This is a genomic window from Bradyrhizobium sp. SRL28, assembly GCF_018596315.1.
Classification (GTDB): Bacteria; Pseudomonadota; Alphaproteobacteria; order Rhizobiales; family Xanthobacteraceae; genus Bradyrhizobium.
Map to the genome: position 1 here is coordinate 37,233 of NZ_JAHEAG010000042.1, position 11,139 is coordinate 48,371.

General features: G+C 60.1%; 10 protein-coding genes and 4 pseudogenes. 11 read left to right on the forward strand and 3 right to left on the reverse strand.

Annotated features, from left to right (window positions below):
• Positions 1-599 precede the first annotated feature (599 nt).
• Positions 600-968, forward strand: a complete 369-nt coding sequence (locus KIP88_RS38685) for a hypothetical protein (RefSeq protein WP_214493421.1) — start codon at positions 600-602, stop codon at positions 966-968.
• Between the two features lie 626 nt (positions 969-1,594).
• On the opposite strand, the gene KIP88_RS38690 is transcribed toward KIP88_RS38685, so the two are convergent.
• Positions 1,595-2,284: an IclR family transcriptional regulator gene (locus KIP88_RS38690; protein ID WP_214493422.1), complete on the reverse strand. Its 690-nt coding sequence runs from the start codon at positions 2,282-2,284 to the stop codon at positions 1,595-1,597.
• 192 nt (positions 2,285-2,476) lie between these two features.
• On the opposite strand from KIP88_RS38690, the pseudogene KIP88_RS38695 reads away from it, so the two are divergent.
• The 6 genes and pseudogenes from KIP88_RS38695 (at position 2,477) to KIP88_RS38715 (ending at position 6,841) form a co-directional block, all read left to right on the forward strand.
• Positions 2,477-3,227 (forward strand): annotated as a pseudogene (locus KIP88_RS38695) (ABC transporter ATP-binding protein).
• Entirely contained in the window at positions 3,211-3,978 is a 768-nt protein-coding gene (locus KIP88_RS38700; protein WP_214493423.1) for an ABC transporter permease, read from the forward strand. The pseudogene KIP88_RS38695 and the gene KIP88_RS38700 overlap by 17 nt, the downstream one beginning before the upstream one ends.
• Positions 3,979-4,008: 30 nt before the next feature.
• Positions 4,009-4,281, forward strand: coding sequence for a hypothetical protein (locus tag KIP88_RS47020; RefSeq protein WP_249791346.1), 273 nt, complete (start codon positions 4,009-4,011; stop codon positions 4,279-4,281).
• Positions 4,282-4,499: 218 nt separating this feature from the next.
• Complete coding sequence (locus tag KIP88_RS47025; protein WP_249791347.1) at positions 4,500-4,703, forward strand: hypothetical protein; 204 nt, start codon at positions 4,500-4,502, stop codon at positions 4,701-4,703.
• Positions 4,688-5,950, forward strand: a complete 1,263-nt coding sequence (locus tag KIP88_RS38710) for a CaiB/BaiF CoA-transferase family protein (RefSeq protein WP_214493424.1) — start codon at positions 4,688-4,690, stop codon at positions 5,948-5,950. The genes KIP88_RS47025 and KIP88_RS38710 overlap by 16 nt, the downstream gene beginning before the upstream one ends.
• 63 nt (positions 5,951-6,013) lie before the next feature.
• Positions 6,014-6,841 carry a citryl-CoA lyase gene (locus KIP88_RS38715; protein WP_213251437.1) on the forward strand — a complete coding sequence of 276 codons (828 nt, stop codon included), beginning with the start codon at positions 6,014-6,016 and terminating at the stop codon, positions 6,839-6,841.
• 949 nt (positions 6,842-7,790) lie between these two features.
• Here KIP88_RS38715 and KIP88_RS38720 read toward each other — a convergent pair.
• Positions 7,791-7,989: pseudogene (locus KIP88_RS38720) on the reverse strand (IS5/IS1182 family transposase); the annotation flags it as partial.
• A 205-nt stretch (positions 7,990-8,194) separates the two neighbouring features.
• Here KIP88_RS38720 and KIP88_RS48650 point away from each other — a divergent pair.
• The 3 genes and pseudogenes from KIP88_RS48650 to KIP88_RS38735 all read left to right on the forward strand — a co-directional run.
• Positions 8,195-8,401: a transposase gene (locus tag KIP88_RS48650; protein WP_214493425.1), complete on the forward strand. Its 207-nt coding sequence runs from the start codon at positions 8,195-8,197 to the stop codon at positions 8,399-8,401.
• A gap of 160 nt (positions 8,402-8,561) precedes the next feature.
• Positions 8,562-8,819, forward strand: a complete 258-nt coding sequence (gene tnpB, locus KIP88_RS38730) for an IS66 family insertion sequence element accessory protein TnpB (RefSeq protein WP_374226562.1) — start codon at positions 8,562-8,564, stop codon at positions 8,817-8,819.
• Between the two features lie 135 nt (positions 8,820-8,954).
• Positions 8,955-9,524, forward strand: a pseudogene (locus KIP88_RS38735) (IS66 family transposase zinc-finger binding domain-containing protein); the annotation flags it as partial.
• 118 nt (positions 9,525-9,642) lie between these two features.
• Here the strand turns inward: KIP88_RS38735 and KIP88_RS48655 are convergent.
• The gene (locus KIP88_RS48655; protein WP_374226563.1) at positions 9,643-9,972 is read right to left on the reverse strand and encodes a recombinase family protein; all 330 of its coding nucleotides are present in this window, start codon (positions 9,970-9,972) and stop codon (positions 9,643-9,645) included.
• Between the two features lie 189 nt (positions 9,973-10,161).
• On the opposite strand from KIP88_RS48655, the pseudogene KIP88_RS38740 reads away from it, so the two are divergent.
• Positions 10,162-11,139 (forward strand): annotated as a pseudogene (locus KIP88_RS38740) (hypothetical protein); the annotation flags it as partial.

The window sequence follows — 11,139 nt, forward strand, 5'->3', positions numbered from 1 at the left end:
TCGGGGGGCAGCTTGCAAACGTGTGCGGTTGCTCATGGGCCTTGCTTAAGAGTGAATGCGCGGGTGGGAAATTGACCGTCTCATATCATAAATTAGAGCTCCCCAGAATACGGGACCGAGTGGACTTTGCTGCCTTTATGTTGGGAGTAAGCCACATCGACGCACAGGTACGGAGCTGGCGGTCGCCAAGTTTTCGTTTTCAATTCTCCCGATTTGGTCCAGCGTCTATTTGAAGGCACTGATTGTTACGGCGCGACTGAGTACCATTACAGAAGCATTGTCGATGCATAGACGTCAGTCAGGCCCAAACTCTGCGAGAACTCCGAGGTCATCAACCAAGCAACCCTTGATTGATTCCGAGCACAGCGCTGGAAGCGATCACTGCGGCCCTATTCGGGTTCGATGGACGCGACCACGAGGCAATCTGGCAGCGGCGCGTGTGGTGGCCGTGCAGACGTTCGGAGAAGCAATTTCGAGGACGGCGAGGTGGCGGTCGGCCGCCTGATGCTTATTGTCGCATGGTGTGAACGCCGCGAGCGGATTCTTTCACCAGCCGAGCCGGCGGTCGATCGGTCGAAAAATGCGATAGCTTTCTTGCGATGGAAGACGACATGCAGGAAGAGGCGCCGTCGCCGCCCAGGTCCCTTGTTTTCGAAGCGCCGCTGGTCCGGCTGCTCGCGATCAACTTTGCCGCGGGCGTGTCGCTGGCGGTGCTCCTGGTCGGTGGCCTCATGCTGCTCAATCCCGGCAACATACGAGACCTCATCCTGGCCGATAACACCCCCGGCATCGCGCTCGGGCTGCTCCTGTTCGGCTTCATCATCACCCTCAGCTCCAGCGCGATGGGCACCGCCATCATGGCGATGGGGCGACGGCAGCCCGAGGGCCCGCCGCGAGGACCGGGACAGTTCGTGGCTGAGACGGTCGGCGACAAGACGCGCAGCCGGCAGCTGCATGATCGCTTCTGATTGAATAAGAGCCTATGCTCCGGGCAGCCGGTCTCAAGGACGAAAGCGGCACCTACGCTCAGCTCTGCCTTCGAGGGCGAAGCGGAATTGTTGTCCTTGATCTGAGACTAATTCATTCGGCGTGCGTTGCGCGCTGCGTGTCCTCCGAACATCGATTTTGAGGCTGACCTTCGCCTGACCCAGAAGTGCCGACAGGAACATCCCGATCAGAGGAAACTTCGGAATCTGGCGAGCTCCGTGATGTGATCGGCTGACAAGACTTCCGTTACGAGCGGAGGCTGTGGCGCTGTGTGGATTTCGTAAAGATGACGTGTGGCCTCAGGCCTGGTCATAAACTTTCGTATGCAGTCGTCCAGCGTGCCTTCCGCCAGCAGATAGGTGCTTCTGTCTGCACGGCGCTCATTGTTTATGGAGGGCCATTTGCGAAGCATGGCGGGCGCATCGAATCGAATGTGAATGTCGTTCGCGTCCATCATCTCTGTACTCGATCGTTCAACGTGGCTGCTCTGCCTCTGAACAGTCGTGAACTGCCTGATTGCCTCATGCTGCGCCATAAGACACCGCCAGCCTTTGCCGAAGCCGCGTCGACTTCTTTACAAATGGCGCAAAGCGGACGCCCTCAATGATCAGCATTCGCTCGCAGGCAGCAACCCCGCTAAGGCTTTGGCTTCCGATTTGAGAGCATCGATTGCCGACTTGCGGGCGTCGGCATCGAAGCGCGTCCTGATCGCTGATAGCGAAAGGGCGCCCCTCAGTTTGCCGTGGACGTCCATCAACGGCACGGCCGCCGCGGCGACCTCCGGATCCCGCTCTCCGATCGAAACATAAAAGCCTTTATCGCGGATCTTCTTCCCTTCTACGTTCGTTGGCTCGCGGTATGCAGTAAGAATTCGCCCGGCGGCGCCGCGATCAATCGGCAATCGCTGGCCTTCTTCGAGATGATGTCGAACTGAACGTGGAGAATTGACGCGGTAAAGACAGATGCGTTCGTCGCCATCTGCAACATAAAAGGATGCAGTTTCCCCCGTTGCCTCAACCAGGCGACGAAGCGATGGCCGGATGACTTCGCCAAGATCCAGACCGCGCTGATAGAGCGCCCCAAGACGCCACAACTCCGGTCCCGGTCGAAACAACCGGTCCGCGCCGCGGACGAGAAAGCCGTCAGCCTCCAACGAAGAGGCCAATCGGAGTACTGTGCTCTTGTAGAGGTCCGTCATCTCCGCAATCTGCGTCAGCGTGATCGCAGACCGCTCCGCGTTGAAACTTTTCAGGATCGCGAGCGCTCTCCTGACCGCGTCAACTCCTGTCTTGCTCATCTCTGCTCCAGTTCTGTAGAATAGAACCACTGCCAGATTAAGGCGCCAGAATCCATTACAGAAGGAGGTAAACGGTTCTGTACGGCAGAATAGATTGACTCTTCTCACACACATGACTATGGATTGCATATAACAGAACGAGTTCTGAAGCGCGAAGGGCAGCCAACGCTGGTCGTTGACTTGCGCGAGGTAATGATCCCCTTCGGCGCATTCATCGCAGTCAAAAGCGTGAACCTCCAAGTAGGCGACGCGGAGTTCGTTGCGGTCATGGGACCAACCGGTTGCGGCAAGTCCACCATCCTGAGCACTGCCACAGGTCTCTCAAAACCCGCCTCGGGAGACGTTCAGATTTTCGGCAAGCCGCTCACGGGACTGAATGATCAGTCCGGCTACATGCTCCAACAGGGGGTCCTACTGCCGTGGAAGACCGCGCAGGACAACGTTGGGCTCGGGCTCGCCTTTCTGGGCAAGTCACTCGAGGAGACGCGCGCCGAGGTTCGGCAGTGGCCCGCCAAAGTCGGCCTGACGGGATTTGAGCAGCGTTATCCGCATCAGCTATCAGGCGGGCAACGCAAGCGCGCGGCGATGGCGCAGACGCTCATCATGGAGCCGAGAATCGTTCTGATGGACGAGCCCTTCTCGACGCTCGACGTTCACACGCGCCGGCTGACGCACCGCATCCTGCCCGATCTCTGGCAGGCCGAGCGCCGCTCCTTGATCTTCATCACCCATCATTTCGACGAGGCGATTACGCTGGCCGACCCGCGTCGCCGTGATGTCCGCAGGCCCTGCCAGCCGGATGGTCGGCGAGGTCAGGATCACGCTGCCTCGTCCCCGGGACGTCTCCGCGCTGCAGACCAGGACGAGTTCGTCGCGCTCTATCGCGAAATCTGGTCGCTGCTTGGGCGCTGAAGTGGAGAGGAGCTATGCCGCGCAGAAATAAGGTCGTTGTCACGCAAGTCGCGATCGTTCTCGCTCTTGTCCTGATCTGGGAGCTGGGGGTGCGATTAGGCCTCATCGACGCCTTCTTCTTTCCGGCGCCGTCGACCCTGGTCGGCAGGATTAGGAACTGGACGTCGACCGCGGATTTCTGGGGCGATGTTGGCATAACGCTGGTCGAGACGATCCTATCATTCGTCGTCGGGATTGCGATCGGCACTGCGCTTGGGATCTGGGTGGGATTAAGCCCGTTTGCCGCTGATGTCGTTCAGCGCTTCATCATGTTCAACGCGATCCCGCGTATCCTGCTGGGGCCGATCTTCGTCATCTGGTTCGGTCTGGGGCTGACCTCGAAGGTTGCGCTCGGCGTGACCCTCGTGCTGTTCGTTGCGTTCTTCAACACTTTCCAAGGCGTGCGCGAGGTCAATCCAGTCGTCCTGGCGAGCGCGCGACTGCTACGCGATTCGAAATCCTCGCTGTTGCGCCACGTCTATCTGCCCTCTGCCACCACCTGGATCCTGTCGAGCCTGCGAGTGTCCGTCGGCATGGCGGTCGTGGGCGCCGCGGTTACGGAGTATCTCGGCTCATCCGCCGGGTTGGGGCACCTGATCGCGCAGGAAGGGGTGCTCGATGCGACGGGCGTGTTCGCTGGAATCATCGTGCTGTCCGCATTCGTGGTTGCGCTCGACACGCTCGTCGATCGTGCCGAAAAGAGGTTGTTGGTCTGTCGGCCAGCGCCGGCTCATGCAGCTTGAACATGTACTTGGCCAATGATGGAGGTGTATATGCGCGGTTTAATCCGACTGATCTTTGGTGTTGCGGCGGCCGTTGGCCTCTGCCTCTTATCGGCTGACGCCGGCGAACCTGAAAGGGCGAAACTGAAGATCGTCGTCGGCTCCCACATTCTCAATTACATGCCTGCTGAATTGGGCGTAAAGCTCGGTACCTTCAAAGAAGAAGGACTCGACGTCACTGTTCGAGAATTTCCAGGCCGGCGGCTCCAAGGCGCTGCAAGCGCTGATTGGTGGCTCGGTGGACGGCGTCGTGCGGTTCTATGATCACACGATCCAGATGCAGGCGCAGGGCGAGGAGATCTCCTGCGTCTTCGTGCTCAACGACATACCCGGCATTCTTCTCGGCGCAGCGATCTCGCCGACAAGGTGAAGAGCGGCGCCGACCTCAAGGGCCTGAGGCTCGGCATCACGGCTCCTGGATCAACTCGGTATCAACGGAGCAGCTCGTTGTCCCGGCCCGATACAAGACCGATAATCGCGAGGTGAACATCGATGTCCTGAAAGCGTCGAAAGCGCTGTTTTCCCAGAGCGGCCTGATGGACGCCGAGGCGGCCAAGGTACCGCTGGCTGTGTTGAGCGATTTCGACCCTAGGATCGCCACCGTCAACATCGACCTCAGCAAAACCTTCAACCGCAGCGGCCGAAGATACCGCAAAGAAGGCTTCGTCAGATGTCCCTGCCGCTAACCGGTATCCGTGTCCTCGACCTGTCGAACGTGTTGGCCGGCCCGTTCTGCGGCTACCATCTCGCGCGCCTGGGCGCGGAGGTTATCAAGATCGAAAACCCCAACGGAGGCGATCTCGCGCGGCGCCTTGGCGCCGATCCGCAAAGGGCAGAGCGGCTTCAGGGCCTCTCCTTCGTCGCCGTGAACGCCGGTAAGCAGTCGGTGGCGCTCGATCTGAAGTCTGAAGCGGGAAGGGAAGTGTTTTTCAGGCTGGTGTCCGAGGCCGACGTCCTTCTCGAAAACTTCCGGCCCAAGGTCATGGAGCGGCTTGGTCTCGGTTTTGACGCGTTGTGCAAGCGCAACCCGCGCCTCATCTATTGCGCGATCTCAGGCTTTGGGCAAAACGGTCCTTGGTCCGCCCGCCCGGCCTACGACCAGATCGTCCAGGGCCTTTCCGGCGCGATGAGTGTTACCGGTGATGCAGCCACGGCTCCGCTGCGGACCGGCTTCCCGATCTCCGACACCATTGCCGGGCTAACAGCCGCCTTTGCCATCTCCGCGGCGCTCGTCGAGCAGCAGCAAATTGGCAGGGGTCGGTTCATCGACGTGTCGCTGCTCGAGGCGACAATCGCGGCCATGGGATGGGTGGTTTCCAATCATCTGAACGGCGGAGTCGAGCCGCAGCCGATGGGGAACGAGAATTTCACGGCTGCACCCTCCGGCACGTTCCGCACCGCGACCGGCCCGCTGAATATAGCCGCCAACGAGCAGAAGCAGTACCGGACCCTTTGCGATCTGGTCGGCCGGCCGGATCTGAAGACAGATCCGCGCTTCGCAAAGCGCGAAGCACGTAAATTGAACCGCTGGGCGCTTAGCGATGAGTTGAATGCGGCGTTGAGCTGCAGGCCTGCGGACGAGTGGGAGGCGCTGTTGAATGCCGCCGGCGTCCCTGCCGGCTGTGTGCTGACCGTTCCGCAAGTTTTGCGCGAGCCGCAGTTGCTGGAGCGCGGCTTTGTCGAGACGCTGCCGCTCGACAGGGCTGGCGAACCACCATTACGCATTACGCGCCCCGGCTTTCGGCTGGATGAGGCGTTTCCTGTCCCCGCGCTCCCCCCCTTGCTCGGTGCGGACACAGAGCGATGGCTGGCTCGGCTCGGTCATACCTATCCAGAAATTGAGCACCTTATCGCAAGCGGTGCCGCCGGAGCGCCACGTCAAGGAGGAGCACATTTTTCGCGGGTCCGCCCGGCGACGGATGGAGCAGCGTAACGGGCAGGAGTTGCACGCAAGCAAGCTTCGGCAGGACATAGGCTGACGAGATTGGAAAACAGAATGAGCGAAACGGAGCTGCGAGAGCAGGCCGCCCATTGGTGGCGGACCTCCATCTGCGACATTGCGCCCGGGCGGATCGCCTACCGCGGATACACGATCGAGGAATTAATTGGTCATATTTCCTTCACCGCGATAATCTGGCTGATGCTGCGCGGCGAGCTACCCACACCGGCGCAGGAGCGGCTGTTGCAGGCTGCGCTGGTTGCATCAGTAGATCATGGCCCGCATGCACCTTCCATCGCCATCGCGCAGATGGCTGTCAGTTGTGGGGTGCCGCTCAACGGCGCGATGGCTTCCGCGATCAACACGCTCGACGACCTGCATGGCGGAGCGGGGGAGCAGGCGATTGAGCTCTATGACGAGGTCCTGCGCCGCAGCGAGACCAAGGATATCGATGAGGCTGCCGCTGAGGCGATCGACCATTTCACCGCCACGCGCAGCAAATATCTGCCCGGCTTCGGTCACCGGTTTCATCCCGTCGACCCGCGCGTTGACCCGCTGCTCGCACTAGTCGATGCAGCGGTCAGTGGCGATGTCGTCAGCGGTTGCTATGCCAGCGCTGCGCGCGCGATCGAGCGCGTCATGCGCGAGCGCAAAGGCAAGCTCATCCCGATGAACATCGATGGAGCCACTGCAGTCGTCTACGGGGAGCTGGGCTTTGCTGCACCCCTAGCTCGCGGCATCTTCTGCTTGTCACGCGCGGTAGGCATCCTGGCCCATGCATGGGAGCAGACCGGACGCAAGGACCGCAATAAAGGGCCGATGCCCAAGCAGTTCGCCTACAAATATCAGGGGCAGCCAAAGCGCAGCCTGAAGGAAGCGCCATGATGTACCTTGAGGGACCACCGCAGCTCACCGAACGCGCGTCTTTTCGGCCATGCCCGCCAAATTGCGTCGGCCCGGAGTCCGCTCGGATTGGGCGGACGTCAACCGTGGAGGCAAGCCGGCTGACTGCTTCATCGAGGGCCGTCGTTCGACGCGTAGGGAAATCTCTATCTGATCGACATTTCCTTGGCCGCATCTTCAGGCTTGCACCCGGTGGCTCCTGGTCCTTGATCGTCAATAACGGTTGGCGGAATGGCCTGGCAGCATTCTCGCGTCCGACAACGTCTGGGGTGTGCCGTAAGATCGGCAGGTTTAGCTCATTCTTCGGGACGAGCGGTCCGGACGTGCTGGCAATGGACGCCAGACGCTGTTCGTAGCTCATGCATAGCTGGGCCACGTCTTCGTCCTAGCATCGGATGGCGAGTGCATCGCTCCGCATCAGTCCTGCGCTGGCTCGACGTGTACGAGCGTTGCCTTGGGTCAAGATGGCGCTTTGTTTATCACAGAATTAGCAACCGGTTCGGTACGTTCAGTATTGATCGCAGAGTTGGTGCCTTGTAAAGCCACGCTCAAAAAAGCGGCAGCTTCGGCAAGCTGCTTCTTATCGTCATTTCGATCAGTTGTTTTTATCGAAGGAGAGCACGGGGCGACGCGTGATCAACCGCTGTATCGACCCGCCGATGCCGGGCTTTTTGCCGGACTCCCCGGCGCTCGGTTATCGGCAACACAGATACAGGGCGCGAGATGATGCTGATACGCGTTGGCAGACCGCCATCGCCGCGCAACTGGCCACTGGTCACCAATATCCGTAACACCTCGTGGTCGCACTGACGCATCTGGCTCAAGCCGGAGAGCCGCTGCTTGCTGCCCGCCAAAGGTTCAGTTGGTGATCGCGGCACAGACGTCGCGTTGATGTAACTTGCTGCCATTCCGGCCAAGGTCGTGTGGACACTTATCGCATCCATAGCATGATGGCTGCGAGAGTTGCGAAGGCGCAATAGCTTCGGGCATTTTTTTCGAAGTGGGTTGCTACGCGTCGGAACTGCTTGAGCTTGCAAGCAGCATTCCACAAGATGTTCCTCGGCATTGGATGCTTCGAGCGGATATTTGAGCGCCGGTGACGGGTTGTTGGGAATGACGGCCCACACACCGAGACTGTCTGCCGAAAAACCGGCCTTGGATCTGATTTGCCGCCTCAAGGGAATCCTCAAGAGTCCGCAGCACATGGGGGACGCCGGAGGATATCGCGGGAGAGCACCTTCGGCGGCCCATTCGCGAGATCGCACGCGAGAGGTGGGAAATATTCAGCCAGCAGCACGGTCGGTAGGTACGCATCCGAGGGCGGCCGCGACAGTTATGGAGGTTGTCGACACAGGACGGCGGCGGTTCAGTATTGAAGCGAAGCAGCGGATTGTGGAGGAGAGTTATTGCTGTGGCGATCCTGTTACTCGCCGCCACGGACTTTTTCCTGGCCAACTGTTCGGATGGCGACGCCTGGCGCGACAGGGCGCTCTTGGAGCGCTTAACCCAAAGATGGCGAACACGGGTTTATTGCGACTCTGATTGAGCCGGATCCAACGAGAAATGGGAGCCGTGACGCCGCTCGCTGCGAGCAGGTTGTTGGACGGATAGAGATCGTGCTCGGCAGCGGTGTTCGTCTGATCGTTGGAGTGGATGTCGACATCGCCGCTCTATCGCGGGTCTTAAGAGTGCTGGAGGGACGATGATCCCAATTCCGACGGGCGTTCGTGTGTGGCTTGCGACCGGCTACACCGACATGCGGTGCGGCTTTCCGAGTTTGGCTCTCCGCGTGCAGGAAGTGCTCAAGCAAGATCCTCTTGGCGGAAATCTTTTTTGCTTCAGGGGAAAACGCGGCGATCTTTTGAAGGTATTTGGCATGATGGCCAGGGGGCATGCCTGTTTACAAAAAGACTTGAGAGATGAAGGTTCATCTCGCCTTCGGTTGCAGGGGAAGCAGTGACGATCTCTCCGGCGCAATTGAGCTATCTCTTGTCTGGAATCGACTGGCGCAATCCTCAAGGAACGTGGCGTCCAACGCGAGTTGGATAAGCATTTTGTGATTGAACTTGCCAGCCAATCTGATTTCACTCGCTTCATGAATTTGAAGTCGGATGATCTTCCTTCGGACCTCGCGAGAGCCCAGGCGGCGCTGCTGGTCGAGCGTGAAGCGCGGCAAAGGGTCGAGGCTGAGCGTGATGCGGCCGTGGCTGAAGCCGCCAGCGCGAAGGCAAAGCTGTCCGACACCGAAGCGCTGATCGCTCATCTGCAGCTCAGGATCGAAAAGCTGAAACGCGAGTTGCATGGGTCGCGCTCCGAACCCACGGCGCGGCTGATCGAGCAGTTGAAAGATCTGGTAATGTCGGCGACCGAGGATGAGCTTGCAGCTCGGGCCGCGGCGGCGAAAACCCAGACCGTGCGCGCGTTCACGCGCAAGCGGCCGGTACGCAAGGCCTGGCCGGATGACATCGAACGCGAGCGCGTCGTCATCGATCCCCCCGTGCCGCGCGGCAAACAGTGTGGAAGTGCGTCAATCGGGTTGTCGCGCTCTTCGCACCCAGATTGCCGCTCTATACCCCCGACCACCTGCGCCTGCTGTGGCGGGGCGCGGTTGTCGAAGCTGGGCGAGGATGTAACCAGGACATTGGAGGCGATCCCGCGCCGCTTCTGACTGGGCTGGGATGGGCGGCAGCTTCGGCAAGATTGTGCTTTGGAAAAGAGCTGCGCAACATCGAATTCGGACGTGGGGCAAGAAAATGTTGTTTTGACCGACGTTCTGCGTCTGGTCAGGATTGGTGCATCACCGCTGGATCAGTAAGCTCTTCGGACTCGCATCTCCTTCCCGGAGAACAGGACGTGCGGCAGCCGAAGGTCTGCCAATCGATATTCGCCGGGTATTTTTGCCTCACCACAATCCACCAGTCCGTTTCAGGACGCGAGCATTCTCGTGGCGGCGCTCCGGTATTCGGGATGGTCTTTGCCAAGTCCCTATAGACAAAGCAGCCGGCATAGGGCGGAGTCTCAAGGATCGCCGTCACGGCCGATTCTGTCGCAGCCTGACAGCGCGGATCCTTATGGCGGTCACGGCGAGGCAGCACCAGGTCGCGGTGATGCACTGCAGCTGACTATCCTACATGACGCGGTCATCCCCGTTGCCTCCAGTAGCACGCCAGACCCCATGGAATTGCAACCGACGGTACCTGGGTTTTCTTGTGCATCCGGAAAAACGCCCTTCGTCAGCTACTCGTCAGCCAGCCTGTCTATCCAGACAAGCTGCGCATTCTCGCCCATATCGGAGATGGAATATGACGGGCATTGACCGACCTGGCAAATCGCACGTTGGGGCTGCAGGAGCCGACAGCACGTGGGGATCGAGCAGTTTGAGCCCGGAGCCCGGTCCCGCCCCCGGGCAAGGCAGGCAATCATTCGACTCCGTCGTGGAGCGGATGCGCTCCGGGCCTCAAGATAGAACGGCGCCGGTCGCCAGCCAGCCACCAACTTCGGGTGTGGCAGCCCCAAGAGGCGACGAGAACAAGGCAGCAAAGCGAAAAATGCGCAGCCTGCTTGAGGACCTTGATGCTTGTCGTAATGTGGCCACGCAAGCCCGGAACCCGTCGGAGGCGCAAGAGCTGATCGATCAAGTCGTCAAGGCAGGCTCAGCAGTTCTGGACTACTACGCGGGCCTGCCCCGAGGTATGGCGCGTAGCATTCTGTCCGACAAGCAGGCTCGCCGACTCCGCGACGAGACGCTCGATGCGGCGGACGAATGCAACGCCGTGGCCACCTGGACTATCCACGACTTGGAGGCGAGCAGGAAGAAAGCAGCAGCCGTGCTCGACCAGATGCGCCAATCCAACGCGCCGCCCGGCCAGCTGAGCCGAGCGGTTTCCAGCGTGGCGAAGCACTACCTGGCCTGCATGGAGTGGTGGGGAAAGAAGGCATTGCGCTCGGAACGGATGCAGTCCGTCTGCGCGGCCACTGCCAACTTGCCAAGCACTACGCCCGAGATGCGGAAGGCCGAAGAGGCCGCACTACGGCTGCATACCGGCTGGGCACTTAATACGAAGTGCATGTATCTGCAATCGCGGATCGCTCTCGCGCAGCTCATGATTGAGCCGCAGGCGAGCACGTTCGAACCAGCCATGAGGGAAATCCTCATGGGTGAGAACGGGCGGGTGCGTCTGTTGGGAACCTTCATCGCGGACGTTTTTCCGGCATTCCTCTCGACGGCCGACGCGGTTCTAAACAGCAACGGAGCGGCACTCGACGCAGAGCACTGCACA

Coding starts and splice junctions, on each gene's coding strand:
- KIP88_RS38690 (WP_214493422.1), bottom strand. CDS start 2,284: ATGAGCAAGACAGGAGTTGACGCGGTCAGGAGAGCGCTCGCGATCCTG.
- KIP88_RS48650 (WP_214493425.1), top strand. CDS start 8,195: ATGGAGGTTGTCGACACAGGACGGCGGCGGTTCAGTATTGAAGCGAAG.
- tnpB (WP_374226562.1), top strand. CDS start 8,562: ATGATCCCAATTCCGACGGGCGTTCGTGTGTGGCTTGCGACCGGCTAC.
- KIP88_RS38715 (WP_213251437.1), top strand. CDS start 6,014: ATGAGCGAAACGGAGCTGCGAGAGCAGGCCGCCCATTGGTGGCGGACC.
- KIP88_RS38710 (WP_214493424.1), top strand. CDS start 4,688: ATGTCCCTGCCGCTAACCGGTATCCGTGTCCTCGACCTGTCGAACGTG.
- KIP88_RS47020 (WP_249791346.1), top strand. CDS start 4,009: ATGCGCGGTTTAATCCGACTGATCTTTGGTGTTGCGGCGGCCGTTGGC.
- KIP88_RS38685 (WP_214493421.1), top strand. CDS start 600: ATGGAAGACGACATGCAGGAAGAGGCGCCGTCGCCGCCCAGGTCCCTT.
- KIP88_RS38700 (WP_214493423.1), top strand. CDS start 3,211: ATGCCGCGCAGAAATAAGGTCGTTGTCACGCAAGTCGCGATCGTTCTC.